Source organism: Phyllobacterium sp. MT110, assembly GCF_058792715.1.
In genome coordinates, this window is record NZ_JBXAFE010000002.1 from 561,051 (window position 1) to 587,091 (window position 26,041).

Here is a 26,041-nt window from a genome sequence, read left to right on the forward strand (position 1 = left end):
GAAGCGTTGGGAGGCGTGCATGGGTGGAATCTTTGATCGTGATCTTGAGCGTAATGCGGCCAATTACCAGCCGCTGACGCCGCTGACCTATCTGGAACGGGCAGCGCGGGTCTATCCGTCGAGAACGGCGATCATACATGGTGCGCAGCGCTTCGATTACGGCACGTTCTACCGCCGCACCCGGCAGCTGGCGTCGGCACTGTCGCGCCGCGGTATCGGCAAGGGCGATACGGTCACGGTGATGCTGTCCAACACGCCGCCCATGCTGGAGGCGCATTTCGGCGTGCCGATGACGAAGGCGGTGCTGCATTCGATCAACACGCGCCTCGACGCGGCGGTCATCGCCTTCCAGCTCGATCACGCGGAAACCAGGATTGCCATTGTCGATACGGAATTTTCGGCGGTTTTCCGCGAGGCGCTGGCACTCGCCAGGGTCAAGCCGCTGGTCATTGATTTCGTCGACACGCAATATCCCGCCGACGCACCCTATCCGCAGGGCGAACCGTTCGGCGCGGTGGACTATGAGGCCTTTGTCGCAAGCGGGGACCCGGATTACGCCTGGGCGATGCCCGATGACGAATGGGATTCGATCACCCTCAACTATACATCCGGCACGACAGGCGATCCGAAGGGGGTTGTCTATCACCATCGCGGCGCGGCTCTGATGGGCTATGGCAATGTGGTCGCCTCCGGCATGGGGCGCTATCCCGTCTATCTGTGGACCCTGCCGATGTTCCACTGCAACGGCTGGTGTTTTCCATGGACGCTGGCCCTGCAGTTCGGCACCCATGTCTGCCTGCGCTGGGTACGGGCAAAGCAGATCTACGATGCCATTGCCGATCTGGGCGTCACGCATCTGTGCGGGGCGCCGATTGTCATGTCGGTGCTGATCAATGCGGCTGACAAGGATAAACGCGATTTCCCGCAAACGGTGACGTTCAATACGGCTGCCGCACCGCCGCCGGAATCCATTCTGGCCGGCATGGCTGAGGCGGGATTTGCGGTCACGCATCTCTATGGCCTGACAGAGACCTACGGCCCTGCTGTCGTCAATGAATGGCAGGATGAATGGGATGCGCTGGAGGCATCCTCGCGCACCGCCAAGAAGGCGCGGCAGGGCGTGCGCTATACGGCGCTCGAAGATCTGACGGTGCTCGATCCCGAAACCATGCAGCCCGTGCCGGCCGACGGCGAGACGATCGGCGAGGTGATGTTCCGCGGCAATATCGTCATGAAGGGGTACCTGAAAAACCGGCCGGCCAGCGATGCGGCCTTTTCAGGCGGCTGGTTCCACTCCGGCGATCTCGGCGTGATGTATCCGGACGGTTATATCCAGTTGAAGGACCGTTCGAAGGACATCATCATTTCCGGCGGCGAAAACATTTCGTCCATCGAAGTGGAGGACGCGCTCTACAAGTTCCCGGCCGTGGCCGCCTGTGCGGTCGTGGCGCGGCCGGATGACAAGTGGGGCGAGACGCCGCTTGCCTTCGTCGAGCTGAAGCCGGGCCAGACGACGACGGAAGAGGAGCTGATCGCCCATTGCGGCACCCTGCTCGCGCGCTTCAAGGTGCCGCGGCACGTGCTGTTCGAAGACATACCGAAGACATCGACCGGGAAAATCCAGAAGTTCGAGCTGCGCAAACGCGCCAGGCTGATGCAGGATTGAGGCGTTGCGGGGCGGATTGATTGCAACTGTGCTGTCGGCATTAACCACTTGTTAAGCATTACAAGCTATAAATTGATCATCCAGTTTTCTGGATTCTTACCAAGTGGTTTGGCCACTTTGTTTGACGCCTCCCTGTTAGACTCCTGAGAGCCGCCACGTTTTGCGGCTCTTTTTTTATGTTCATATCTCTGCGGCGACCCTGACGTTAACCCTTTATTAAGGATAAACTTGCGCTCATGTGTGCATACGGGCAGGTTGATGGGGAATACTACCCGTTGGCCGTTGTGGTGATCCGCTTGCTGTCCCAGTAAGAGAGCGCTGCTTTGAGAATCAGCGGATTTTTAATGACAGGGCATGACATGGTTGAACAGGAATACCACGCTGACAATACAATCCGGCTGGCCGACCGCATGGTCCGCTCGGAAACGTTCAATCATATCTATGACGAAGGCATGGGTCTGGTCGAGGAGGCGGCTGCCTATCTCGACGGCGAAGGCCGGGCGGAAGCCAAGCGGCTGAGCCGCGTTGCCGCCACGCTCTATGCGGCCGAATCCATGCGGCTGACGACGCGTCTCATGCAGGTTGCCTCGTGGCTGCTGTTGCAGCGGGCATCGCGCAGCGGAGAAATGACTCAGGAACAAGTGCTGTCCGAAAAGGCGAAAGTGCGGCTCGATACGGATTCCGCCCCGGAAACCGTCGAAGGCTGGGACGAGATACCCTTTGATTATTGCGATCTGGTGCACCGTTCGCTGCGCCTGCAGGCCCGCGTCCGCCAGATGGATGACGAGATCTATAATGAGGGCGCCAGCACGGCCCACAGGCGGATGCTGACGACCAACCCGGTCTCGGATCAGATCAGCCTGCTGGCCACCGCCTTCGCCCATCGCTGATGACAGCACGATAATCGTGCATAACAGGGCGGTTTGTTTCTCTTTTGTTCACCTTTCTGCTGTCAAGTTCCCTGACAGCTCGATAAGGTCCCGACATGAAAGAAGCGATTCGCATCATTGGCATTGATCCCGGCCTGCGCCGCACCGGCTGGGGCATCATCGAGACGCTCGGCAATTCGCTGCGCTTTGTCGCCTCGGGTACGATCCTTTCCGACGCCAAGCTTGATCTCGCCTCGCGTCTTTGCCAGCTGCATGACGGGCTTGCCGGAATCATTCACGGCCAGATGCCGCACGAGGCGGCGGTCGAACACACCTTCGTCAACAAGGATGCCACGGCGACGCTGAAACTTGGTCAGGCGCGCGGTATCGCCCTGCTCGTTCCCGCGCTGGCGGGATTGCCCGTTGCCGAATATGCCCCCAATGCGGTCAAGAAAGCGGTGATCGGCGTCGGGCATGGGGAAAAGAAACAGATTCACATGATGGTCAAGGTGCTGATGCCCAAGGCAACGTTCGATACGGACGATGCGGCGGATGCGCTGGCGGTTGCCATCTGTCACGCGCATCACCGGCAAAGCGCCATCGGCCGCATTGCCATCGAACGGAAACTGGCGGCACAGCTATGATCGGAAAACTCAAGGGCACTGTCGATGAAATCGCCGAGGATCACGTGATCCTCGATGTGCACGGCGTCGGCTACGTCGCCTATTGCTCGGCGCGGACGCTGTCGAACATGCCGGGGCCGGGTGAAGCGGCCGTGCTGCTCATCGAGACCTATGTGCGGGAGGACCTGATCCGGCTGTTCGGCTTCGGCACGGCGCTGGAACGGGAATGGTTCCGCCTGCTGCAGAGCGTGCAGGGCATCGGTGCCAAAGTCGCGCTGAGCGTTCTGGGAACCCTGTCGCCCTCTGATCTCGCCAATGCGATTGCGCTGCGCGACATCGCCATGGTCAGCCGCGCACCGGGTGTCGGCAAGAAGGTGGCGGAACGCATCGTCATCGAACTGAAGAACAAGGCGCCAGCCTTTGCCGGCGAGGCCATGGGCACGATCGGCCTCAAGCAGGAACTGGGCGAGGGCGTTGCCCCGGCGCCGGTTGCCGATGCCGTATCGGCGCTGACCAATCTCGGCTATTCGCGCGACCAGGCCGCCAATGCCATCAGCGCCGCCCTGCGCGATGCGGGCGAGGAGGCTGATTCCGCCAAGCTGATCCGGCTTGGCCTGAAGGAACTTTCCCGGTGACATGGTTGCCTGATACCGCACACTGTGCGAGGACATCCGCATGAGTGATGTCAGCCGATTGATAACCCCCGACAAGCGCGGCGAAGACGCCGACACGTCGCTGCGCCCGCAGACGCTTAACGATTTTGTCGGGCAGGCAGCGGCGCGCGCCAATCTCAAGGTCTTCATCGAAGCCGCCAAATCACGCGGCGAGGCGCTGGATCACGTGCTCTTCGTCGGGCCGCCCGGTCTGGGCAAGACGACGCTGGCGCAGATCATGGCCAAGGAACTCGGCGTCAATTTCCGCTCGACGTCCGGGCCGGTGATTGCCAAGGCGGGCGATCTGGCTGCGCTGTTGACCAATCTGGAAGAAAACGACGTTCTCTTCATCGATGAAATCCATCGTCTCAATCCGGCGGTGGAGGAAATTCTCTATCCGGCCATGGAAGACTACCAGCTTGACCTGATCATCGGCGAGGGGCCTGCGGCGCGTTCGGTCAAGATCGATCTGGCCAAGTTCACGCTGGTGGCGGCGACGACGCGTCTCGGGCTTCTGACAACGCCGCTGCGGGATCGTTTCGGCATTCCCGTCCGCCTGAATTTCTATACGGTCGAGGAGCTTGAGCATATCGTCCGGCGCGGCGCGCGCATCATGGGCATCGGCATGACCGATGACGGGGCGCTTGAGGTGGCGCGGCGCGCCCGCGGCACACCGCGCATTGCCGGGCGGCTTCTGCGCCGGGTGCGCGACTTTGCCATTGTCGACGGCAAGGATTCCATCGACCGTCAGACGGCCGATTCCGCGCTGCTGCGTCTCGAGGTCGATGCGCTGGGGCTCGATCAGCTCGACCGGCGCTACCTCTCGATGATTGCGCACAATTTCGGCGGCGGACCCGTCGGCATCGAAACCATCGCCGCGGGGCTTTCCGAACCGCGCGATGCGATCGAGGATATCATCGAACCCTACCTGATCCAGCAGGGCTTTATCCAGCGCACGCCGCGCGGACGCATGCTGACCGCCAATGCCTGGAAACATCTGGGCCTGAACGCACCGTCCGACACCATCCAGCAGATCAGCCTGTTTCAGGAAGACGAGGATTGATGGGGCCTTACCCTGGAACGCGCGTGCCGCACCGCGCATAATCGCACTGGACAAAACGCCGGCTGTACCGGCAAAAGGAGGGATTATGAGCGAAAACAATCCTTCCCTGCCGCCCCTCGGCGGCCTTGCCGGTGAACTCACTTCCTTCGGCCACCGTCTCCTGGCGCGGGTCTATTATGCCGACACGGATTTCTCCGGCATTGTCTATCACGGGCGCTATCTGGAATTTCTCGAGCGCGGCCGCACCGATTATCTGCGCCTGCTTGGCGTTCACCACTCGGAACTTGCCGACGGCAAGCATGGCGAAAGCATTGTCTGGGTGGTGCGGCGCATGGAAATCGACTTCCGGGGCGCCGCCCGCATCGATGACGTGCTGACGATCGAAACGCGCACGGCGGAAATCTCCGGCGCGCGGGTCAAAATGGCCCAGACCATCAAACGGGGCGATGATCTGCTGATTTCAGCTGCTGTCGAAGCGGCACTGATCAACAATGCCGGACGACCGCGCCGGTTTCCCGCGGAATGGATCAAACTTTTTCAGCCGGAATCCTGATGTCATGGCGTTTAAATGACGCACAGGCGCTGAATCATAACTGATCCTTAACCATAACAAACCATGAATAAGGCCATGAAACGGGGTGTTTTGCGTTAACGCCTTCGTTTTACCAAAATTAACCGTGAGAAGCCGCGGTATGAATACTGGAAAAAGTCCGGTCTCAGAACGTGGCTTTCGAAATTTAGTGAGCGACGATGGATGCCGGTCAGGCGTTCGGCCGGGTTCCAAAGAAATAAAGTGGCGCGTGGTCGTATTGCCGGACCATTTATACTTCGGTGGACCAAGCACGGGTATGAGAGACGATTGCAGCCCGGTTGAAATACCGGGTTTTCGGATTCGAGGGTAGTGGATATGGAAAATTTAGCGGTTGCTGTTCAGACATCGGACGTCTCCCTCTGGGGATTGTTCTGGCAGGCCGGATTCATCGTCAAGCTGGTCATGATCGGCCTTCTGGGTGCTTCCATCTGGACCTGGGCGATCATCATCGACAAGGTACTCGGCTATGGTCGCGCCAAGCGCGCCTTTGACCGTTTCGAGCAGGTTTTCTGGTCCGGCCAGTCGCTGGAAGAGCTTTACCGCAACCTGGGCGAAAAGCGCACGACCGGCATGGGCTCCATTTTCATCGCCGCGATGCGCGAGTGGAAAAAGTCCTTCGAAAAGGGCGCCCGTTCCCCCATCGCCCTGCAGATGCGTATCGACAAGGCGATGGATGTCGCCCTTTCACGCGAAAGTGATATTCTTGCCGCCCGCCTCGGCTTCCTGGCGACCATCGGTTCGGCCGGCCCCTTCATCGGCCTGTTCGGCACGGTCATCGGCATCATGACATCGTTCATGGGCATTGCCGGTTCGAAGTCCACCAGCCTCGCGGTTGTCGCGCCCGGTATCGCCGAAGCGCTGCTGGCGACGGCCATTGGCCTGGTTGCCGCCATCCCGGCGGTTATCGCCTACAACAAACTGTCAAGCGATGCGGGCAAACTGACGGCACGCATGGAAGGCTTTGCGGACGAGTTCTCCGCCATACTCTCGCGGCAAATCGATGAGAAGCTGGCGCCGCGTTCTTAAGCAACTGATTTTACAAGTGCGGGATTGAATGCCATGGGCATGTCTGTTGGTAACAAGGGTTCAGGGGGACGCGGCCGGCGCGGCCGTGCCAGCAAGGCGTTGATGAGTGAAATCAACGTGACGCCGCTGGTCGACGTCATGCTCGTGCTCCTGATCATTTTCATGGTGACGGCACCGATGATGACGGTGGGCGTGCCCATCGATATGCCGGAAACCCAGGCCAAGGCGCTGAACAGCGAAACCAACCCGATCTATGTGACGATCAACCAGAAGGGCCAGGTCTTCCTGCAGGAAACTGAAATCCCGATCGAGGAAATCGTCCCGAAACTCCAGGCGATCGCCAAGACCGGCTATGAAGAACGCATCTTTGTCAAAGGTGACAAGGCTGCCGACTATGGCACGATCATGAAGGTCATGGCACGCATTTCCGGTTCCGGATTCAAGAATATCGGTCTCGTCAGCCTTCCGGAAGGCAGCTGATAAGTCATGAAGACGAGTGTTGCATCCTCCGCCATTATCCACGCCGTTATCCTCGGCTGGGGGCTGTTGACCTTTTCTGCGCCAAAACCGATGGATTTGGCCAATTCCGAATCGCTGCCGATCGAAATCATCTCCGATACAAGCCAGTTGCAGAAGGGTGACGTAAAGGCGCCGAAGGCCGAAAAGGCAACGCCGAAGCCGACGGAAAAGCCGCAGACCAAACCGGATGCGCAAATCATCGGTGACGCTGAAACAGATGTCGAGACCAAGCCGATCCCTTCGACCAAGCCAAAGGTCGTGGAGTCGGCCGAGGCCCCGAAGCAATCGGACGTACCTGTTGCCAAGCCGGATCCGAAGCCTGAAGTGAAGCCGGAAACCAAACCGGTTCCGGTCCCGGCGACGGAAATAGCGCCGGAGGCAAAGCCGAAGCAGGACGTCACGCCGGACCCGATCACGGCGGCGATCAATGATTCCAAGCCGGCACCGACACCGGATGCGCCGAAGGTCGAGCCAACGCCGCAGGCGGAAAAGCCGGCCGAGGAAGCCTTCAAGCTGCCGCAGAACGTGGCGAAGCCAGAGGACAAGCCCAAGCCTGCCCAGGCGCAGACCGCGACGACGCCGGAGCGCAAGGAAACCAAGGAAACGCCGAAACCCACCAAGACCGCGCCGACACCGTCCAAAGACAAGAGCGGGATTGCCGATCAGGTTGCCGAATTGCTCAATCACGAGAAGCCTTCCGGCGGCGGTGCCAAGCGTTCGACGGAGCAGGCATCGCTCGGCGCCACCAAATCGACCGGCGGCGCCAAGCTCAGCCAGAACGAGATGGACGCGCTGCGCGGACTTATCTCGAAGAACTGGATCAAGCCGGTCGGTGCGCCTGACTTCCCGGACATGGTCGTGGTGGTCAAGTTCCGCCTCACCAAGACCGGCGAAATTGACGGCACGCCGACCGTCACCGGCAGCGGCGGCGATGCTGCGGTGCTGAGTGCGGCAAAGAGCAGTGCGCTGCGGGCGGTAATGCGCACCGCTCCGTACAATCTGCCACAGGACAAATATGCAGGTGGCTGGGACGTTGTCGAACTGACGTTCCATCCCGCTGTAGATGACTAATAGGCCAGCCAAAAGAGGGCCCTGAACTTATGCTGAAAATTACCCGGACTATTTTCCCAATCTTCGTGACGCTTGTTGCGACATTGGCAATCGCGATACTGCCAGCACGGGCTGAGCTTAAACTCGATATCACCAAGGGTGTTGTCGAGCCGATGCCCATCGCCATCACGGATTTCCTTTCCGGCGATCAGCTTGGTGCCAATATTACGGGCGTCATTGCAGCCGATCTGGAACGGTCCGGCCTTTTTGCCCCGATCGACAAGGGCGCGTTCATCGAGAAGATTTCCAATCCCGATGCCGCACCGCGTTTCGAGGACTGGAAAGTCATCAATGCGCAGGCGCTTGTCACCGGCCGTGTCACCAAGCAGCCGGATGGCAGGCTCAAGGCGGAGTTCCGCCTCTGGGATACGTTCGCCGGCCAGCAGCTTGACGGGCAGCAGTTCTTCACCTCGCCCGACAGCTGGCGCCGCGTCGCCCACATCATTGCCGATGCCATCTACCAGAAGCTGACGGGCGAAAAAGGCTACTTCGACACGCGCGTCGTGTTTGTCGATGAATCCGGCACCCGGGAAAAGCGCGTCAAGCGTCTGGCCATCATGGATCAGGACGGTGCCAATGTGCGCTATCTGACCAATGGCAAGGACCTGGTGCTGACACCGCGCTTTTCGCCGAGCCGCCAGGAAATCACCTATATGTCGTTCGAAGGCGCCAAGCCGCAGGTTTATCTCCTGCAGCTGGAAACCGGACAGCGTGAACTCGTCGGCAACTTCCCCGGCATGACGATTGCGCCGCGCTTCTCCTCCGACGGGCAGAAAGTGGCCATGAGCCTTCTGCAGGATGACGGCAGCGCCAATATCTATGCGATGGATGTGCGCAGCCGCACGACGACCCGCCTGACCAGCACCAGCGCCATCGATACCGGTGCATCCTATTCACCCGACAGTTCGCAGGTTGTGTTCGGATCCGACCGTGGCGGCCGGCCGCAAATCTACAAGATGGGCGCGGATGGTTCGAACCCGCAGCGCATCTCGTTCGGCGACGGTTCCTACTCCACGCCGGTCTGGTCGCCGCGCGGCGATCTGATCGCCTTCACCAAGCAGTCGGGCGGACAGTTCTCCATCGGCGTCATGAAGACGGACGGTTCGGGTGAGCGCATCCTGACCAGCGGTTATCACGATGAAGGCCCGACTTGGGCTCCCAACGGCCGCGTCCTGATGTTCTACCGCTTCCCTCCCGGATCGAACAGCCCGCATCTGTTCACGATCGACCTGACGGGCCGCAACCTGCGCCAGATCCAGACACCCAATCTGGCATCGGATCCGGCATGGTCACCGCTTCTCGAGTGATCGCATCCTGATCAATGGATGATTTAAGACCATTCGCGGCGATGTTATCTCAACATTGCCGCGAATGTCGTTTTTCCGCCGCATTGTTTGCATTAAGGATGCAGGACATTCACTGATTTCGCTGTTAATCCTGGTGTTAAGAGTGGATTAACCCTGTTTCTTGAACTGGCCTTAACCTCGATATGGTTACTGCTTGTTCACCGAAACAATTCAATTCTTAAGGAGTCCAGGCTATGCGCCGCTTCGAAATGATCGCCCGCAGTCCAGTTGTCGTCGCCCTTTTCATGGCTCTCGCTATTGCGGGCTGTGCGAAGAAACCTATCAACAGCGCCGGTGATCTTGGCCTGAACGGTGCCGGTAGTGCCCGCCCGGGTTCGACCCAGGACTTCACGGTCAATGTTGGCGATCGCATTTTCTTCGATGTCGACTCCTCCGTCATCCGTGCGGATGCCCAGCAGACCCTCTCCAAGCAGGCTCAGTGGCTGCAGCGCTACCCCAACTATACCATCACCGTTGAAGGTCATGCGGACGAACGCGGCACACGCGAATACAATCTGGCTCTCGGCCAGCGCCGTGCGGCTGCGGCCCGCAACTTCCTCGCGTCGCGCGGCCTGCCGGCTGCCCGCATCAAGACCATCTCCTATGGTAATGAACGTCCGGTTGCCGTGTGCGATGCCGACTCCTGCTGGTCGCAGAATCGCCGTGCCGTTACCGTTCTCGGCGGTGCTGGCAGCTAAGCCATACATCTCTGATGTGACTGCAGAAAAGCGGCCTTCGGGCCGCTTTTTTTGTCTCACCCGCGATCAAAACAAAATTTGGCCGAAGTCGCGTTGCTCGTGTTAGATAGGTTCGCCGTAAATCGTTGCGGTGGTTAAATTCCCATATCAGGGGCGGTAAAGGAATGAACAAACGACTGAAAAGATTGGTTATGGCTGTGGCGGTTCTGCCTTTTCTGGCAACCGGCGCCAGCCATGCCTCGAACCTTGATGGCAGCTTTTTTCCCGCTGCGCCGAAGGCAAATGTCGGGAAGAGTGATGCGCCGATCCTTATGGCTCAGGCAGGCGATCCGCGTGTCAGCCAGCTGGAAGAGCAGATCAGGCAGCTGACAGGCAAGATCGAAGACCTTAATTTCCAGTTGCTGCAAATGCAGGAGCAGATGCGCAAGGTTCAGGAAGACAATGAGTTCCGTTTCCAGGAACTGGAAAAGAAGGGCGGCGGTAAGAAAACCGATGCCGGCGGCAAGGGCGACCGTACGGTTGCCGGTGCCGCGCCTTCTCGGACAACAGGGGAGGCATCGCCAGATGCCTCCGCTTATCCCGCAGCTCCGTCGCGGACATCCCCATCCGACAGCACCGATTCCGCTGCTATTGACCCTCAGCCCAATGCTCCGCAGGTCGGCGAACCGCCGCGCGCGCTTGGACAGATTGAGTTCGATGCCAATGGCAACGTAATCGGTGAAACAAGGAACGACACCGCTCCGGCAGCCAATCCCAGCCTTGCGTCGCTGCCGCAGACGGATGATCCCAATGCGCTGTACCGGCAGGCCTATCAATTGTTCCTGTCCGGCGATTATCGCAATGCCGAAGCTGCCTTCCGCAGCCATATCGAGCGGTTCCCGAAAGATCCCTCCGATCCCGACGCGCGCTACTGGCTCGGCGAATCGCTGTATGGCCAGGAACGCTACCAGGAAGCGGCATCGGTCTTCATCGACAACCACAAGCAGTTTCCCGATTCCAAGAAGAGCCCGGAAAACCTGCTCAAGCTCGGCATGACGCTGGCGAAGATGAAGGACCACGATGTCGCCTGCGCCACCTTTGCAACGGTGAGCTCACGCTATCCCAGCCTCTCGGTCGCGCTCAAAGAGCGCGTGAAGAATGAACGTGCCGCCAACAAATGCTGACCATCGCCTCGATCCGGAAGAGATTTTCACTGGAATCGATTTCGACCGTCTGACGGCGGTCGTCGCTGCCGTTTCCGGCGGCAGCGATTCTCTCGCTCTGCTTTTCCTGCTTGATGATCTGCGCAGAAGCCGGGCCGCCTTTCCCCGTATCGTTGCCGTCACCGTCGATCATGGGCTGCGGGCGGAATCAGCGGAGGAGGCCCTGTATGTCGCCGACCTGTGCAAGGCAGCGGGTCTCGACCACCGTATTGTCAACTGGGCCGGAGCCAAGCCCGCCACCGGACTGTCCGCCAAGGCGCGGGAGGCCCGCTACCGGCTGCTTTGCGCCGCCGCCGGCGAAGCGGCAACCGATGTGATCCTGACCGGCCATACGCTGGACGATCAGAACGAGACCTTCATGATGCGCGCGGCGCGCGGCGGCGAACGCGGCCTTGCCGGCATGGCGCGGTTCACCCTGCTCGAGCGGGAGACATGGCTGGTCAGGCCGCTGCTCGGGATCAGGCGCGAAGACTTGCGCGGCTATCTGCGCACGCGGGGGATCGTCTGGCGCGACGATCCGTCCAATGCAAACCCGCAGTCCGAACGGGTGCAGGTCAGGACGGCGCTGCAGGAACGGGGCAGCGGTGACATTCCAGCGCGCGTTGCCCGCAACGGCGCGCAGCGGCTTGCCGTCAACAGCGAGGCGGCGAAGCTCTTGCTGGGTCATGTCACGGTGGCGGACGGCGTCAGGGCCGAGGTGAACACTGCGGGCTTCGATCAATACGGCGATGCTGCCCAACGTCTCGCCATGGGGGTTCTGCTGGCGGCCATGGGCGGCCTGTCGTTTCTGCCGTCCGTGCAGGAATGCGGCAAGGCCGTCCGCCATCTCACCGGCGCGGATGACCCCCGCCGCATGAGCCTTGGCCGCTGCATAATCCAGCGGGTTAAGACGGGCGTAACCATATACCGTGAAATGCGTTCGATTCCCGATGCCGTCATCGCACCCGGTTGCACCATCGTCTGGGATGGGCGTTACCGCGTGTCGAACGGCGTGCCGATCGCGCTGCGGATCAGGGCGGCGGGCGATGACGGGATGGTGTTTTTGCAGGAGAGCGGCTGCGGGAATGTGCACCGCGCTTCGATCGCATCCAGCCCGGCTCTTGTGGTCGAGGGCCGGATTGTTGCTGTTCCGGCATTGCCGTATCCGGGGCCGCATCACGGGAATGTGCCCGCGGGGGTCGAGGTGACACGACACGTCGCCCTGTTCGATCATATCCTTTCAGGCTATGATGAAAACCTTGCCGCCAGCGTGGCAAAATTGTTTGGTTTGCAGGATTACAAGCGATTTTCTGTAAACCAGATTGATAAGAATTGATCTCAGTTTGATTGCCAGCCTTGGCAAGGCCACGCTTCGAACCTATGTTACGTGTAAATTCCGCGTCCTTGCGGTTGTGATTGATGGGACCCGATAATGAATCCTAACTACCGGAACTTCGCACTGTGGGCGATTATCGCTTTGCTTCTGATCGCGTTGTTCAACCTTTTTCAAAGCCCTTCCCAGCGTTCGGCATCCAGTGATGTGCCCTATTCGACGTTCATAACGGACGTGAATAATGGCCGCGTGAAAACGGTGACGATCGCCGGCAACCGCATCACGGGCACCTATGCCGACAATAACGCAACGTTCCAGACCTATTCGCCTGGAGATGCCGGCCTCGTCGGCCGCCTCGAGAGCAAGAATGTCCAGATCGCCGCCCGGCCCGAGACCGATGGATCGACATCGTTTGTCGGCATGCTGATCAACTGGCTGCCGATGATCCTGATCGTCGGCGTGTGGATTTTCTTCATGCGCCAGATGCAGGGCGGCTCGCGTGGTGCCATGGGTTTTGGCAAGTCGAAGGCCAAGCTGCTGACCGAGGCGCATGGGCGCGTGACGTTCCAGGACGTGGCGGGCGTTGACGAAGCCAAGGAAGATCTGGAAGAAATCGTCGAATTCCTGCGCGACGCGCAGAAATTCCAGCGGCTTGGCGGACGCATTCCGCGCGGCGTGCTGCTCGTCGGCCCTCCCGGTACCGGTAAGACGCTTCTGGCGCGCGCCATCGCCGGTGAAGCCAATGTGCCGTTCTTCACCATTTCCGGTTCCGACTTCGTTGAAATGTTCGTCGGTGTCGGTGCATCGCGTGTGCGTGACATGTTCGAACAGGCGAAGAAGAATGCGCCCTGCATCATCTTCATCGACGAAATCGATGCGGTCGGCCGTCATCGTGGCGCCGGTCTGGGCGGCGGTAATGACGAACGCGAACAGACGCTGAACCAGCTGCTGGTCGAGATGGATGGCTTCGAGGCCAATGAAGGCGTCATCCTGATTGCCGCGACCAACCGTCCCGATGTTCTCGATCCGGCCTTGCTGCGTCCGGGCCGTTTCGACCGTCAGGTCGTCGTGCCCAATCCGGACGTTACCGGCCGCGAAAAGATCCTGAAGGTTCATGCCCGCAATGTTCCGCTGGCACCCAATGTCGATCTGAAGATTCTGGCCCGCGGTACCCCCGGTTTCTCCGGTGCCGATCTGATGAACCTCGTCAACGAAGCCGCCCTGATGGCAGCGCGCCGCAACAAGCGCCTCGTCACCATGCTCGAGTTCGAAGACGCCAAGGACAAGATCATGATGGGTGCCGAGCGCCGCTCGACAGCCATGACCCAGGCGGAAAAGGAACTAACGGCCTATCATGAAGCCGGTCACGCCATCGTGGCGCTGAACGTGGCGATGGCCGATCCCCTGCACAAGGCGACGATCATTCCGCGCGGCCGTGCGCTTGGCATGGTCATGCAGCTGCCGGAAGCCGACCGCTATTCCATGAGCTACAAGTGGATGATCTCGCGTCTGGCGATCATGATGGGCGGCCGTATTGCCGAAGAACTGAAATTCGGCAAGGAGAACATCACCTCCGGCGCATCGTCGGATATCGAGCAGGCCACCAAGCTTGCCCGGGCGATGGTGACCCGCTGGGGCTTCTCCGACAAGCTCGGCCAGGTTGCCTATGGCGAAAACCAGGAGGAAGTGTTCCTCGGCCACTCCGTTGCCCGGACGCAGAATGTATCCGAGGAGACGGCGCAGCTGATCGATGCGGAAGTGCGCAAGCTGATTGACGATGCCTATACGCAGGCGCGCGTCATTCTGACGAAGAAGAAGAAGGAATGGATCGCCATTGCCGAAGGTCTGCTCGAATACGAGACGCTGACCGGCGAAGAGATCAAGGCCCTCATGGCAGGCAACAAGCCAGCCCGCGATCTTGGCGATGATACGCCGCCGTCACGCGGTTCGGCTGTTCCGAAAGCCGGTTCAGCCAAGAAGCCGCGCAAGGGCGATGAGCCTGACAAGGGGTTGGAACCCCAGCCGCAATCCTGATTGCGGCACACGCCAACAAGCAACGGCCGGTATTCACCGGCCGTTTTTGCACGGATTGTTCACGGATTGAATGATAGTATAATCGCCACATAATTTGTGAAATGCGCAGGAAAAGGTCTTCTGCAATAAGCGTGAAGATCAGGCACAAGCACAACAGGCTGAACACCGGCGCCGCCGGATAAGAGTTGGCCGCACAGTTTGGATAGACATTATGGCTCGAAAATATTTCGGCACCGACGGTATTCGCGGACAGGCAAATGCCTACCCCATGACACCGGATATCGCGATGAAGGTCGGCATGGCTGTCGGCCTCGCCTTCAAGCGCGGCAATCACCGCAACCGGGTGGTGATCGGCAAGGACACCCGTCTTTCCGGCTACATGATCGAGAACGCGCTGGTCGCCGGCTTTACCTCCACCGGCATGGATGTCTTTCTGCTCGGGCCGATACCGACGCCCGCCGTGGCGATGCTGTGCCGCTCGCTGCGTGCCGATATCGGCGTGATGATTTCCGCCTCGCATAATCCCTACCATGACAACGGCATCAAGCTTTTCGGCCCGGATGGTTTCAAGCTCTCCGACGAGATCGAGCTTGAGATCGAACGGCTGATGGACGAGGACCTGTCGGGGCGGTTGTCGAGCTTTGAAGCCCTGGGACGGGCCAAGCGCGTTGATGGCGATATCTATCGCTATATCGAGTTCGCCAAGCGGACGATGCCGAAGAACATCTCGCTCGCCGGCTTGAGGGTCGTCGTGGATTGCGCCAACGGTGCGGCCTACAAGGTTGCGCCCGCTGCCCTGTGGGAGCTTGGCGCCGATGTCGTGACGATCAATGACAAGCCGAATGGCACCAACATCAACGAGGATTGCGGCTCGACGCATCCGCTGAGCCTGATCAAGAAGGTGCACGAGGTGCGGGCGGATATCGGCATTGCGCTGGATGGCGATGCGGACCGTGTGCTGATCGTCGATGAGAAGGGCTCGATCATCGATGGTGATCAGCTGATGGCGGTGATCGCGCAGTCCTGGCAGGAATCGGACCGGCTTGTCGGCGGCGGTGTTGTCGCAACGGTCATGTCCAACCTTGGCTTTGAACGCTTTCTCGGCGATCGCGGCCTGACCTTGGCCCGCACCAATGTCGGCGACCGCTACGTGGTCGAGCATATGCGCAATCATGGCTTCAACATCGGCGGCGAACAGTCCGGCCATATCGTCATTTCTGATTTCTCCACCACCGGCGACGGACTTGTTTCTGCCCTGCAGATTCTGGCCGTGGTTCAGGAGGAGGGGAAACCCGTCAGCGAGGTCTGCCGCAAGTTCGAACCGGTGCCCCAGGTGCTCAAGAACATCCGCACGGCGGGCGGCAAGCCGCTTGAGGACAAGAAGGTCAAGACGGCGATCGATGATGCCCGCGACCGCCTTGGGACATCCGGCCGTCTGGTCATCCGCCCGTCGGGAACGGAGCCCTTGATCCGCGTCATGGCGGAAGGCGACGACAGCCAGCTGGTCGATACCGTCGTCAATGATATCATTTCGGTGATCTCGTCGGTCAAATCGGCAGCCTGATTGCCGCCAGCCGGAACGCGCTGAATGGGCCCCTTTGCGGGCCCATTTTCACATCTGCCCGGCGGTATTGGGTTTGTTAACGTTAATGATCATGGTGAACAAACACGGTTAAGCGGGATTTAACTTTTTCCCTCCATATTCCCTTCTAGAACCTTAGTAGCATTCGCTGCGTTTCGATTTTTGGGCCTGACGAGGGATATGAAATGGGCATTATCAATAAATATGCTGCAGCAAGTGCAGCTCTGCTATGCCTGGGGGCAATCCCGGCTTACGCTGCGGATCCGGTGGAAGTGCCGGTGGTCGAAGTGCAGCAGTTCGGCGGATGGTATCTGCGCGGCGATATCGGCATGAGCAACCAGCGCCTCGGCAATCTGGACTATGTCGGCTTCGGCGACGCAGCGCAGCACGGCTTTCTGGAGGACGGTACGTTCGATGCCGGAATCACCGGCCAGATCGGTGTCGGTTATCAGTTCAACGATTGGCTTCGTGCTGACGTAACAGGCCAGTATCGCGGCAAGACCGAATTCAGTGCCCTTGATTTCTATTCCAATCCCGCGCTGGGACAGTATGGAACCAACCAATACCATGCGAAGAAATCCGAATGGCTGTTCCTGGCCAACGCCTATGCGGATCTTGGCACATTCAGCGGCATAACCCCCTATGTCGGTGGTGGTATCGGTGCGTCGCGCAATACGATCTCCAACTTCACCGATGACAACATACTCAATGGTGGCGGCGGTTATGCCGACAGTGCCTCGCAGTGGAACTTCGCATGGGCATTGCATGCCGGTGTCGGCATCAAGGCAACGGACCGCATGACCATCGATGTCGGGTACAGCTACGTCAATCTTGGCGATGGCCAGACTGCCAATGCGCATAATTATGATGATCGTTTCACACGCGCCAATCCTGAGCCGTTCAAATTCAAGGACATCACGTCGCATGATTTCAAGGTCGGCGTACGCTACGCTTTCTGATTGAAACGACTTGGTTTTTCGGGCGGCAGGAGCATTGCTCCTGCCGTTTTCGTTTGTGTCGTAGTCTGCCGGTCCTTGCAGATTTAATGTCGCACGCAAACATATTTCTTGACTGTGAACGACATTTCTCCTAGTTCCCGGAATGGGCCACCTCTCCCCAACGAGAGGCGTGCTATCTGTGAGGATAGGAGAAAACATGACGACGCTTGTAAAGCCGGCGCAGCGCCCGGCTAACCCGAATTTTTCATCAGGTCCCTGTGCAAAACGTCCCGGATGGTCGCTTCAAGCGCTTTCCGATGCACCGCTTGGCCGCTCGCATCGCGCCAAGGTCGGCAAGACGAAGCTGAAACAGGCGATCGATCTTACCCGCGATATCCTGCAAGTCCCCGCCGATTACCGCATCGGCATTGTTCCGGCGTCCGATACCGGCGCTGTCGAGATGGCCCTGTGGTCGCTGCTCGGCGAGCGCGGCGTCGACATGGTTGCCTGGGAAAGCTTTGGCGCGGGCTGGATCACCGATGTGGTCAAGCAGCTGAAGCTTGGCGACGCCCGGACCATCGAGGCCGGCTACGGCGAACTGCCCGACCTTTCAACAGTCGATTTTGACCGCGACGTCGTCTTCACCTGGAACGGCACGACCTCGGGCGTGCGGGTGCCCAATGGCGATTTCATTCCGGCGGACCGCAAGGGCCTGACCATCTGCGACGCCACCTCAGCGGCATTTGCGCAGCGTCTTGATTTCGGCAAGCTCGATGTCGTCACCTTCTCCTGGCAGAAAGTGCTCGGCGGCGAGGGTGCGCACGGTATGCTGATCCTCAGCCCGCGGGCCGTCGAACGGCTGGAAAGCTACAAGCCCGCCTGGCCGCTGCCGAAGATTTTCCGCCTGACCTCCGGCGGCAAGCTGATCGAAGGTATTTTTTCCGGTGAAACCATCAACACGCCGTCGATGCTGTGCGTCGAGGATTACATCGATGCGCTGAACTGGGCAAAATCGCTCGGCGGTCTGGATGGACTTGTCGGCCGCGCCGACCGCAACTTTGCCGCACTCGATGCCTTTGTCGAACGCACGCCATGGATTGCCAACCTGGCAAAGGTCCCGGCAACCCGGTCCAACACGTCCGTGTGCCTGACCATTGTCGATCCCGAGATCACGGCGCTCGACAAGGATGCCCAGGCCAATTTCGCCAAGAACCTGGTTGCGGTTCTGGAGAAGGAAGGCGTTGCCTATGATATCGGCGCCTACCGCGACGCTCCATCGGGGCTGCGCATCTGGGCGGGTGCGACGGTCGAAACGGCCGATCTCGAAGCGCTGACGCTGTGGCTCGACTGGGCATTCCAGTCGCAAAAGGCCGCGCTGAAACAGGCTGCCTGATTTTCCGGCTTGATGTGACCGCACCCGGTGCGGTCACCCCGTTCCCATTCTCACCGATTCAACGATGGAGGCCATGATGGCACCGCGCGTACTCGTATCCGATAAACTCTCCCCGACCGCCGTTCAGATCTTCAAGGATCGTGGCGTAGAGGTCGATTACCTGCCTGATCTCGGCAAGGACAAGGAAAAGCTGGCCGAAGTGATCGGCCAGTATGACGGTCTTGCCATCCGTTCGGCCACCAAGGTCACGGAAAAGCTTATTGCCGCCGCCACCAACCTGAAGGTCATCGGCCGCGCCGGTATCGGCGTCGACAATGTCGATATTCCCGCCGCGTCCCGCCGGGGTATCATCGTGATGAACACGCCTTTCGGCAATTCCATCACCACGGCCGAACATGCCATCGCGCTGATGTTCGCGGTTGCGCGCGAGCTGCCGGAAGCCGACGCGTCCACCCGTGCCGGCAAGTGGGAAAAGAACCGCTTCATGGGCGTCGAGATCACCGGCAAGACGCTGGGTATCATCGGTTGCGGCAATATCGGTTCGATTGTCGCCACGCGCGGCGTTGGCCTGAAGATGCACGTCATCGCCTTCGATCCGTTCCTGTCGGAAGGCCGGGCTGAAGAGCTGGGCGTCGAGAAGGTCGAGCTTGACGAACTGCTGGCACGTGCCGATTTCATCAGCCTGCACACGCCGATGACCGACAAGACCCGCGGCATCATCAATGCGGGTACCATCGCCAAGATGAAGGACGGCGTGCGCATCGTCAATTGCGCCCGCGGCGGCCTGATCGTCGAGAAGGATCTCGTCGCGGCCCTGAAGGCGGGTAAGGTTGCCGGTGCCGGCATCGACGTGTTCGAGGTGGAACCTGCGACGGAGAACGAGCTGTTCAACCTGCCGAACGTCGTCTGCACGCCGCATCTTGGCGCGTCGACAAGCGAAGCGCAGGAGAATGTCGCGCTGCAGGTTGCCGAGCAGATGGCGGACTACCTGATCAAGGGTGCGGTTTCCAACGCGATCAACATGCCGTCGATCACGGCGGAGGAAGCGCCGCGCCTGAAGCCGTTCGTCAAGCTGGCGGAAGTGCTGGGTGCCTTTGTCGGCCAGGTCACCGACGAGCCGATCCAGGAAGTGGAAGTGCTGTTCGACGGTTCCACCGCCGCGATGAACACCCGGGCGCTGGTCAGCGCGGCCCTGGCCGGGCTGATCCGCCCGCAGGTGGCGGATGTGAACATGGTGTCGGCACCGGTCATGGTGAAGGAGCGGGGCATCATTCTCTCCGAAGTGCGCCGTGACAAGTCGGGTGTGTTCGACGGCTATATCAAGCTGACGGTCAAATCCGCTTCATTGACCCGTTCGATTGCCGGCACCTGCTTTTCCGACGGCAAGCCGCGTTTCATCCAGATCAAGGGCATCAATCTCGACGCCGAAGTTGGCCAGCACATGCTGTACACGACCAACAACGACACACCAGGCATGATCGGCATGCTCGGCACGATCTGCGGCAAGAACGGCGTCAACATTGCCAACTTCTCGCTGGGCCGCGACAATCCCGGCGGCAACGCCATCGCCATGCTCTATCTCGACGAGCGGATTCCGGATCATGTTCTGGAAGAACTGCGCGTGAACAAGGCAATTGTTTCGGCCAAACCGCTGGAATTTGACATCGGCTGATTGTAGGGATGGCGTATGTCGACATCCCAAACGCACACACTGAACTGGCGCCGGATGGAAGCGGGGGACCTCGCTTCCGTCATCGCCATGGCCGCTGTCATCCATACGGATTTTTTCGAAGATGATGCGATCTATCTGGAACGCATGCGCCTTTACGGCAAAGGCTGCTTTGTCCTCGAGGGGCAGGGCGGTGAACTTTTTGGCTATGCGATCACGCATCCGTGGCAGCTCTTTGCCACGCCGGCCCTGAACAGTCTGCTCGAGCGCCTGCCGGATCATCCGACGACCTATTATCTGCACGATATCGCGCTTCTGCCCGCCTCGCGCGGCAGCGGCGCGGCGGCGCGCATCGTGTCGATCCTTGCCGATCAGGCGCGTGCCGAGGGGCTGGAAACCATGTCGCTGGTCTCGGTCAACAATTCCGCCGGCTTCTGGCAGAAGCAGGGTTTCGCGGTGGTGCGCCGGCCGGAACTCGATGCCAAGCTCAAATCCTATTCGGATGATGCCTGTTTCATGCTGCGCAGGCTTGCCTGATCAGGCGGCGGCGTACTTGCGCCCGCTGATTTCGGCAATGCCGATGCCGCCGAGAACCAGCACCAGGGCGACGGCGTGATAGAGGTGAAACGCCTCGCCCAGCAAGATCACGGCCAGCAACGTGCCGAAGATGGGCACCGCATTGATGAACAGGCCGGCGCGATTGGCGCCGATATATTCGACCCCCTTGATGAACAGCACCTGCGCGGCAAGCGACGGCAAAAGCGCGGTGTAAAGCACCACCATGGTGCCGGTGAAATCCGGTGCGACCAGCGCGCTATCCAGCCATTCCCAGATCGTGAACGGGATGGCGGTGGCAAAGGCAAAGAACGTCATGACCGTCATCAGGCTCTGCCAGTGAATGGCCGGGCGAAGCCGCAATGCCACGGTATAGCCGCTGTAGAACAGCACGGCGAGCAGCATCAGCGCATCGCCCTGGTTGACCTCGAGTTCCGCCAGCTTGAGGAAGCTGCCATGCCCGGCGGTCAGGGCCACGCCAACGAGCGACAGGCTGAAGCCGAAGATCTGGCCGGGGCGCACGGCCATGCCGAACAGCAGCAGGTTGGCAACGAAGATCACCATCGGCATGCCGGCCTGTTCGATGGTGACGTTGATGGCCGAGGTATAGTTCAAGGCGGTGTAGAGGGCCATGTTGAAGAAGGTGAAGCCGAACCCGCCCAGGGCGGCGAGCAGCGGCAGATGGGCGCGCACCACTTTCCAGTCCCGCCTGACCTGACTGCCGCTGATTGCGGCGACGACCGCGAAGGCGATAAGCCAGCGCAGCATGGTCAAAAGCATCGGTGATATATGGCCGACCGCGAGCTTGCCCGCCACGGCATTGCCGCCCCACAGGAGGGCGGTCACGAGCAGAAAGATGTATGCGGTGCGATTCATGGCGGGCTGCTTATACTTTGGCGGGAGAAGTGTTGCGGTGTCGCCAGAACAATAGGTTTATTCGTTTAATAATGGCAAATTGGCCACGCTTCAGCCGAAAGAATTGTCGCGCTTTTATGAACCAGCCTGTATAGAAGCACCGCATTTAGCAAAAAATGCATGACGAGGTTATGACTCGAGGAGTTTTGAATGGCAAATGTTGTGGTGATCGGCTCCCAGTGGGGTGACGAGGGCAAGGGCAAGATTGTCGATTGGCTTTCCGAACGGGCCGATATCATTGTCCGCTTTCAGGGCGGGCACAATGCCGGCCATACGCTGGTTGTCGATGGTGTCACCTACAAGCTGTCGCTGTTGCCATCGGGTGTGGTGCGCAAGGGCAAGCTCTCGATCATCGGCAACGGTGTTGTCTTCGATCCGCATGCATTCATTGCTGAAAAGAAAAAGCTCGAGGCGCAGGGCGTTGTCATTACCCCCGAAACGCTGAAGATCGCCGAGAACACGACGCTGATCCTGTCGATCCATGGTGAGCTTGACCGCCGCCGCGAAGCCTCCAATTCCGGCACCAAAATCGGCACGACCGGCCGCGGCATCGGCCCGGCCTATGAAGACAAGGTCGGCCGCCGCGCCATTCACGTGCTTGATCTGGCTGACCCCGACACGCTTCCGGCGAAGATCGAACGGTTGCTTGCCCATCACAATCCGCTGCGCCGCGGTCTCGGCATCGAGGAAGTCGATGGCTCCAAGCTGCTGGCCGAACTGCTCGAGGCCGCGCCGCACATCATCCCGTTCATGGACCGCGTCTGGTATGTTCTCGACCAGAAGAAGCGGGCCGGCGAGCGCATCCTGTTCGAAGGCGCGCAGGGTACCCTGCTCGATATCGACCATGGCACCTATCCGTTCGTGACATCGTCGAACACCGTGGCCGGCCAGGCATCCGCCGGTTCCGGCATCGGACCCGGCTCGCTGCACTATGTTCTCGGCATCACCAAGGCCTATACGACCCGCGTCGGCGAAGGCCCGTTCCCGACCGAACAGCAGAATGAAGTTGGCGAATTCCTCGGCCAGCGCGGCCATGAATTCGGCGTCGTCACCGGGCGCAAGCGCCGTTGCGGCTGGTTCGATGCGGTGCTGGTGCGCCAGGCCGTTGCCAACAACGGCATCAGCGGTATCGCGCTGACCAAGCTCGACGTGCTTGACGGTCTCGACGAGATCAAGGTCTGCACCAGCTATGAACTCGATGGCGAGGTCATCGATTACCTCCCGGCCAGCCAGGGCGCGCAGGCGCGCGTCAAGCCGATCTATGTGACGCTGGAAGGCTGGAAAGAGACAACGGCTGGGGCACGCAGCTGGAGCGAACTGCCGGCGCAGGCGGTGAAATATGCCCGCTATCTGGAAGAGCTGATCGGTGCGCCGATCGCGTTGCTTTCGACCAGCCCGGAACGGGACGACACAATACTTGTTACCGACCCGTTTCATGATTAGACTCACAAACGAGTTTCGATGTTAATCTCACAACAAAACCATAGGTTTGGGTGAATGGCTGATTTCGTTGCAGTATTGAGAAAGACAATTGACGGGCTCGCGGACCCAAAGCCCGAGCTCCGTCAACGTGTGTATGCAAAGGCTCGCGCAACGATTGAGCAAAAGCTTGCGACGCTGAATGCGCCGGAAGCTGTCGCCGTTCGCCAGAAACAGGCGCTGGAAGATGCGATCACCGAAGTCGAGTCGGATTTCGCGCCTGCTCTCGACGATCTGGTGCATGTTCCGGACCCGGTTCCCGTTGCGGCCCCCGTTCCGCCGCCACCACTGCCGGTCGCCCCGGCACCGGTCGTGGCAAAGCCGGAGCCCGCTGCGGCGATGCCGCCAAAGCCGGCACCCGTCGCAACGCCTCCGGTCGTGCCTGCGCCTTCCTTTACCAAGCCCATCGCCCAGTCCGATGCGCTCGAGGATTTCCTGACCACCCACACGCCGAGCGGCGCCAAGCCGATCGAGCACAGGGAGGACGGGTTCCACAACGAACGATCGGATGAGCGCCCCCTTGCCGGATCTTTTTCCGGTATGGCCGGCAAGCTGAAATCCGGACGCGGACCGGAAGAGGAGCCTGACGACGAGCCGGAACTGAAACCGGAGGATCGCGGGCCCACGGACTATGGCGTTTACTCGCGCGGACCGCTGAAGCAGCCGAAACAGAAGCGTTCGCTGGTTCCCCTGGTCAGCCTTCTCGGCCTGCTCGTCCTCATTGGCGGCGGTGCCTATGCCGGCTGGACCTACAAGGACCAGATCGCTGCACGGGCCGCATCGGTCAAGACCTATCTTGCCAGCCTGACAGGCGGCGGCGACAAAGCCCCGGCGAAACCGGCCGAGACTGCCAGCAACCAGCCGGCAACACCGCCCGCAAAGACAGAACAGCCCGCGCAACCTGCGGCACAGCCTGCAGCGCCAACGGCACCGGCGGGCGAAGCAAAGCCCGAAGCGAAATTGACGCAGCGGCTGTTGCCGGACGGACAGGAAATCAATCCGGGCCCGGCCAACGACACGCCATCGCTGGGCGAGGGCACATCGGTTGCCGCGTCGACGCCGGATCAGCAGCCTGCAACACAGCCGCCAGCGCAGGGACAGCCGACGGCTCCAGCCGGACAGACAACGCCCCCGCCAGCGGCGCTGCCGATCGGCCAGAAGGCGTTTTTCTATGAGGAGCGTTCCGGACAGGATGCCGGCACGGCGGATGCGGGCGGTGTCGTCTGGTCCGTGGTGCAGGAATCGCCGGGCAACGACCTGCCGCCCGAACCGGCAATCCGTGCCGAGGTGACTATCCCGGACCGTGGCATCAAGCTGCGTATGGTCATCCGCCGCAACGGTGACAAGACGCTGCCGGCCAGCCATCTCGTCGAAATGATCTTCACGGTTCCCGAAGGGTTCCCCGGCGGGTCCATCGATGCGGTGTCGCGCATGACGCTGAAGGATACCGAACAGGCTCCCGGCAGCCCGCTCGTCGGCATCCCGGCCAAGATTGCCGACAACTTCTTCATCATTGCGATGAATGACGCGAAAACCGCGGTTGATACCAACATGGCTCTGCTGCGCCGTCAGTCGTGGATCGATATCCCGATTGCCTACAAGACCGGACGCAGAGCGCTGCTGACGCTGGAAAAAGGCTTGCCGGGCGAGAAGGCCTTTGACGACGTGCTGAAGGCATGGGCTGCCAAGGCGGGCGGCTAAGTCCGTCGCGCCCCTAAGACCGATGAAAAAGGCTCCGTGGAAACGGAGCCTTTTGTTTATCGCAAATGTTTTTCCATGGGTTGCCCGCCAACCCCGCGGGCTGGTTCCCCGCTTGTTCGCGGCAGGCGCCGGTAATAGACATCCCATTCGTCCTCGCCCGTCTGCGTAAAGCCGTGGCGGGCATAAAAGCGTCCGGCGTCGCTTTGCTGGAGCACGCTCAGGCGGATCGGCAGGGCGGCGGCGTCGGCTTCGCCGAGCAGCCGCTGCAGAACCGCGCTGCCAAGACCTTTTCCCTGCTGCTCAGGCGCGATGTAGAAATGCTCAAGCAGCAGATCTCCGTCTGCCGGCCCCATCGCCACGCATCCGGCCAGTTCCCCCTGGGGCCGCATGATGAGCCTTGTATAATGCGGGCGGTATGAATTGCGAAAGCGGTCATAGGCGCGCCACTCATCGAACCGCCCGATCCGTTCCAGGCTTTCACGCATGCAACGAAGGCGTAATTGCAGAAGCCGGTCGAAATCTTCTACGGTGGCGGGTTCTAGGGTAAACATGGAAAGCTGCCTGTGGTGGATCGTTTGCCTACAGGCTGGTTTTAGCGCAAGTCTTTGTCAATATTGTCATGGGTCCGCAGGGGGATTTGGAGGAGACGGGGATGATCGGCTACACGATGATCGGAACGAATGACCTGGAAAAATCCCGGCGTTTCTATGATCCGCTCATGGCGGCGATGGATCTTGATCAATGCTGGCGCGATGAGCAGTCGGTTTCATGGGGCAAGCGCGCGGATGAGTCCGTTCCGCGATTCTTCGTCGGCTATCCTTTTGACGGCGGGGCTGCAACGGTAGGCAATGGCAGTATGACCGCCTTCCTGTTCGACAATGCCGGCATCGTCGACCGGCTCCATGCGCTGGCGATGCAGAACGGCGGAAGCGACGAGGGCGCGCCGGGGCGAAGGCCGCATTACGGCGCGGGTTTTTACGGCGCTTATGCGCGCGATCCCGACGGCAACAAGCTGGCTTTCGTCTGCTACAACGCCGGATGAGAGGGACGGCGCAGGGGCTGAAAACGCAAAAGGCCCCGGATATCCGGGGCCTCT

The 26,041-nt window shown here is 60.3% G+C and carries 24 protein-coding genes; 22 read left to right on the forward strand and 2 right to left on the reverse strand.

The window, feature by feature from the left end; translation table 11 throughout:
• The first annotated feature begins 19 nt into the window (after window positions 1-19).
• From AC1Q5O_RS14360 to AC1Q5O_RS14450, 19 genes are all read left to right on the forward strand, one after another.
• Window positions 20-1,666: an acyl-CoA synthetase gene (locus tag AC1Q5O_RS14360; RefSeq protein ID WP_492563772.1), complete on the forward strand. Its 1,647-nt coding sequence runs from the start codon at window positions 20-22 to the stop codon at window positions 1,664-1,666.
• A gap of 359 nt (window positions 1,667-2,025) precedes the next feature.
• Window positions 2,026-2,556: a protease adaptor protein RcdA gene (gene rcdA, locus AC1Q5O_RS14365; RefSeq protein ID WP_426136507.1), complete on the forward strand. Its 531-nt coding sequence runs from the start codon at window positions 2,026-2,028 to the stop codon at window positions 2,554-2,556.
• A 95-nt stretch (window positions 2,557-2,651) separates the two neighbouring features.
• Window positions 2,652-3,179, forward strand: a complete 528-nt coding sequence (gene ruvC, locus AC1Q5O_RS14370; RefSeq protein WP_105734445.1) for a crossover junction endodeoxyribonuclease RuvC — start codon at window positions 2,652-2,654, stop codon at window positions 3,177-3,179.
• On the forward strand, window positions 3,176-3,793 hold the full coding sequence (ruvA, locus tag AC1Q5O_RS14375; RefSeq protein WP_223613656.1) for a Holliday junction branch migration protein RuvA: 618 nt from the start codon (window positions 3,176-3,178) through the stop codon (window positions 3,791-3,793). The genes ruvC and ruvA overlap by 4 nt, the downstream gene beginning before the upstream one ends.
• A gap of 40 nt (window positions 3,794-3,833) precedes the next feature.
• Window positions 3,834-4,874 carry a Holliday junction branch migration DNA helicase RuvB gene (ruvB, locus tag AC1Q5O_RS14380; RefSeq protein ID WP_223613655.1) on the forward strand — a complete coding sequence of 347 codons (1,041 nt, stop codon included), beginning with the start codon at window positions 3,834-3,836 and terminating at the stop codon, window positions 4,872-4,874.
• A gap of 85 nt (window positions 4,875-4,959) precedes the next feature.
• Window positions 4,960-5,427, forward strand: coding sequence for a tol-pal system-associated acyl-CoA thioesterase (gene ybgC / locus AC1Q5O_RS14385; RefSeq protein WP_223613654.1), 468 nt, complete (start codon window positions 4,960-4,962; stop codon window positions 5,425-5,427).
• Between the two features lie 354 nt (window positions 5,428-5,781).
• Window positions 5,782-6,492: a protein TolQ gene (gene tolQ, locus AC1Q5O_RS14390; protein WP_105734448.1), complete on the forward strand. Its 711-nt coding sequence runs from the start codon at window positions 5,782-5,784 to the stop codon at window positions 6,490-6,492.
• 33 nt (window positions 6,493-6,525) lie between these two features.
• Window positions 6,526-6,972, forward strand: a complete 447-nt coding sequence (tolR, locus tag AC1Q5O_RS14395; protein ID WP_105734449.1) for a protein TolR — start codon at window positions 6,526-6,528, stop codon at window positions 6,970-6,972.
• Window positions 6,973-6,978: 6 nt separating this feature from the next.
• Window positions 6,979-8,082, forward strand: coding sequence for a cell envelope integrity TolA family protein (locus AC1Q5O_RS14400; protein ID WP_223613653.1), 1,104 nt, complete (start codon window positions 6,979-6,981; stop codon window positions 8,080-8,082).
• A 29-nt stretch (window positions 8,083-8,111) separates the two neighbouring features.
• On the forward strand, window positions 8,112-9,428 hold the full coding sequence (gene tolB, locus AC1Q5O_RS14405) for a Tol-Pal system beta propeller repeat protein TolB (protein ID WP_223613652.1): 1,317 nt from the start codon (window positions 8,112-8,114) through the stop codon (window positions 9,426-9,428).
• A gap of 233 nt (window positions 9,429-9,661) precedes the next feature.
• Window positions 9,662-10,165, forward strand: a complete 504-nt coding sequence (pal, locus tag AC1Q5O_RS14410; protein ID WP_223613651.1) for a peptidoglycan-associated lipoprotein Pal — start codon at window positions 9,662-9,664, stop codon at window positions 10,163-10,165.
• 164 nt (window positions 10,166-10,329) lie between these two features.
• On the forward strand, window positions 10,330-11,328 hold the full coding sequence (gene ybgF, locus AC1Q5O_RS14415; protein WP_492563777.1) for a tol-pal system protein YbgF: 999 nt from the start codon (window positions 10,330-10,332) through the stop codon (window positions 11,326-11,328).
• Complete coding sequence (tilS, locus tag AC1Q5O_RS14420; RefSeq protein ID WP_492563779.1) at window positions 11,309-12,682, forward strand: tRNA lysidine(34) synthetase TilS; 1,374 nt, start codon at window positions 11,309-11,311, stop codon at window positions 12,680-12,682. Before ybgF ends, tilS begins: the two co-directional genes overlap by 20 nt.
• Window positions 12,683-12,778: 96 nt before the next feature.
• Entirely contained in the window at window positions 12,779-14,713 is a 1,935-nt protein-coding gene (ftsH, locus tag AC1Q5O_RS14425) for an ATP-dependent zinc metalloprotease FtsH (RefSeq protein ID WP_346307147.1), read from the forward strand.
• Window positions 14,714-14,924: 211 nt separating this feature from the next.
• Complete coding sequence (glmM, locus tag AC1Q5O_RS14430; protein ID WP_403180631.1) at window positions 14,925-16,277, forward strand: phosphoglucosamine mutase; 1,353 nt, start codon at window positions 14,925-14,927, stop codon at window positions 16,275-16,277.
• Between the two features lie 203 nt (window positions 16,278-16,480).
• Window positions 16,481-17,254 (forward strand): outer membrane protein, encoded by a 774-nt coding sequence (locus tag AC1Q5O_RS14435; protein ID WP_464661583.1) that lies wholly within the window; start codon window positions 16,481-16,483, stop codon window positions 17,252-17,254.
• 196 nt (window positions 17,255-17,450) lie between these two features.
• The gene (locus tag AC1Q5O_RS14440) at window positions 17,451-18,626 is read left to right on the forward strand and encodes a phosphoserine transaminase (protein ID WP_492563784.1); all 1,176 of its coding nucleotides are present in this window, start codon (window positions 17,451-17,453) and stop codon (window positions 18,624-18,626) included.
• Window positions 18,627-18,702: 76 nt separating this feature from the next.
• Entirely contained in the window at window positions 18,703-20,298 is a 1,596-nt protein-coding gene (serA, locus tag AC1Q5O_RS14445; protein ID WP_464661581.1) for a phosphoglycerate dehydrogenase, read from the forward strand.
• 15 nt (window positions 20,299-20,313) lie between these two features.
• Entirely contained in the window at window positions 20,314-20,832 is a 519-nt protein-coding gene (locus tag AC1Q5O_RS14450; protein ID WP_492563786.1) for a GNAT family N-acetyltransferase, read from the forward strand.
• On the opposite strand, the gene AC1Q5O_RS14455 is transcribed toward AC1Q5O_RS14450, so the two are convergent.
• Complete coding sequence (locus tag AC1Q5O_RS14455; protein ID WP_492563788.1) at window positions 20,833-21,726, reverse strand: DMT family transporter; 894 nt, start codon at window positions 21,724-21,726, stop codon at window positions 20,833-20,835. It lies immediately after the preceding gene.
• A 189-nt stretch (window positions 21,727-21,915) separates the two neighbouring features.
• On the opposite strand from AC1Q5O_RS14455, the gene AC1Q5O_RS14460 reads away from it, so the two are divergent.
• Both AC1Q5O_RS14460 and AC1Q5O_RS14465 read left to right on the forward strand, forming a co-directional pair.
• Window positions 21,916-23,208: an adenylosuccinate synthase gene (locus tag AC1Q5O_RS14460; protein WP_223613641.1), complete on the forward strand. Its 1,293-nt coding sequence runs from the start codon at window positions 21,916-21,918 to the stop codon at window positions 23,206-23,208.
• A 54-nt stretch (window positions 23,209-23,262) separates the two neighbouring features.
• Window positions 23,263-24,945, forward strand: coding sequence for a hypothetical protein (locus tag AC1Q5O_RS14465; RefSeq protein WP_492563791.1), 1,683 nt, complete (start codon window positions 23,263-23,265; stop codon window positions 24,943-24,945).
• 56 nt (window positions 24,946-25,001) lie between these two features.
• On the opposite strand, the gene AC1Q5O_RS14470 is transcribed toward AC1Q5O_RS14465, so the two are convergent.
• Window positions 25,002-25,496 (reverse strand): GNAT family N-acetyltransferase, encoded by a 495-nt coding sequence (locus AC1Q5O_RS14470; protein ID WP_492563792.1) that lies wholly within the window; start codon window positions 25,494-25,496, stop codon window positions 25,002-25,004.
• A gap of 101 nt (window positions 25,497-25,597) precedes the next feature.
• On the opposite strand from AC1Q5O_RS14470, the gene AC1Q5O_RS14475 reads away from it, so the two are divergent.
• Window positions 25,598-25,987: a VOC family protein gene (locus AC1Q5O_RS14475; protein WP_492563793.1), complete on the forward strand. Its 390-nt coding sequence runs from the start codon at window positions 25,598-25,600 to the stop codon at window positions 25,985-25,987.
• Window positions 25,988-26,041 lie beyond the last annotated feature (54 nt).

Coding starts and splice junctions, on each gene's coding strand:
- AC1Q5O_RS14360 (WP_492563772.1), top strand. CDS start 20: ATGGGTGGAATCTTTGATCGTGATCTTGAGCGTAATGCGGCCAATTAC.
- rcdA (WP_426136507.1), top strand. CDS start 2,026: ATGGTTGAACAGGAATACCACGCTGACAATACAATCCGGCTGGCCGAC.
- ruvC (WP_105734445.1), top strand. CDS start 2,652: ATGAAAGAAGCGATTCGCATCATTGGCATTGATCCCGGCCTGCGCCGC.
- ruvA (WP_223613656.1), top strand. CDS start 3,176: ATGATCGGAAAACTCAAGGGCACTGTCGATGAAATCGCCGAGGATCAC.
- ruvB (WP_223613655.1), top strand. CDS start 3,834: ATGAGTGATGTCAGCCGATTGATAACCCCCGACAAGCGCGGCGAAGAC.
- ybgC (WP_223613654.1), top strand. CDS start 4,960: ATGAGCGAAAACAATCCTTCCCTGCCGCCCCTCGGCGGCCTTGCCGGT.
- tolQ (WP_105734448.1), top strand. CDS start 5,782: ATGGAAAATTTAGCGGTTGCTGTTCAGACATCGGACGTCTCCCTCTGG.
- tolR (WP_105734449.1), top strand. CDS start 6,526: ATGGGCATGTCTGTTGGTAACAAGGGTTCAGGGGGACGCGGCCGGCGC.
- AC1Q5O_RS14400 (WP_223613653.1), top strand. CDS start 6,979: ATGAAGACGAGTGTTGCATCCTCCGCCATTATCCACGCCGTTATCCTC.
- tolB (WP_223613652.1), top strand. CDS start 8,112: ATGCTGAAAATTACCCGGACTATTTTCCCAATCTTCGTGACGCTTGTT.
- pal (WP_223613651.1), top strand. CDS start 9,662: ATGCGCCGCTTCGAAATGATCGCCCGCAGTCCAGTTGTCGTCGCCCTT.
- ybgF (WP_492563777.1), top strand. CDS start 10,330: ATGAACAAACGACTGAAAAGATTGGTTATGGCTGTGGCGGTTCTGCCT.
- ftsH (WP_346307147.1), top strand. CDS start 12,779: ATGAATCCTAACTACCGGAACTTCGCACTGTGGGCGATTATCGCTTTG.
- glmM (WP_403180631.1), top strand. CDS start 14,925: ATGGCTCGAAAATATTTCGGCACCGACGGTATTCGCGGACAGGCAAAT.
- AC1Q5O_RS14435 (WP_464661583.1), top strand. CDS start 16,481: ATGGGCATTATCAATAAATATGCTGCAGCAAGTGCAGCTCTGCTATGC.
- AC1Q5O_RS14440 (WP_492563784.1), top strand. CDS start 17,451: ATGACGACGCTTGTAAAGCCGGCGCAGCGCCCGGCTAACCCGAATTTT.
- serA (WP_464661581.1), top strand. CDS start 18,703: ATGGCACCGCGCGTACTCGTATCCGATAAACTCTCCCCGACCGCCGTT.
- AC1Q5O_RS14450 (WP_492563786.1), top strand. CDS start 20,314: ATGTCGACATCCCAAACGCACACACTGAACTGGCGCCGGATGGAAGCG.
- AC1Q5O_RS14455 (WP_492563788.1), bottom strand. CDS start 21,726: ATGAATCGCACCGCATACATCTTTCTGCTCGTGACCGCCCTCCTGTGG.
- AC1Q5O_RS14460 (WP_223613641.1), top strand. CDS start 21,916: ATGGCAAATGTTGTGGTGATCGGCTCCCAGTGGGGTGACGAGGGCAAG.
- AC1Q5O_RS14465 (WP_492563791.1), top strand. CDS start 23,263: ATGGCTGATTTCGTTGCAGTATTGAGAAAGACAATTGACGGGCTCGCG.
- AC1Q5O_RS14470 (WP_492563792.1), bottom strand. CDS start 25,496: ATGTTTACCCTAGAACCCGCCACCGTAGAAGATTTCGACCGGCTTCTG.
- AC1Q5O_RS14475 (WP_492563793.1), top strand. CDS start 25,598: ATGATCGGCTACACGATGATCGGAACGAATGACCTGGAAAAATCCCGG.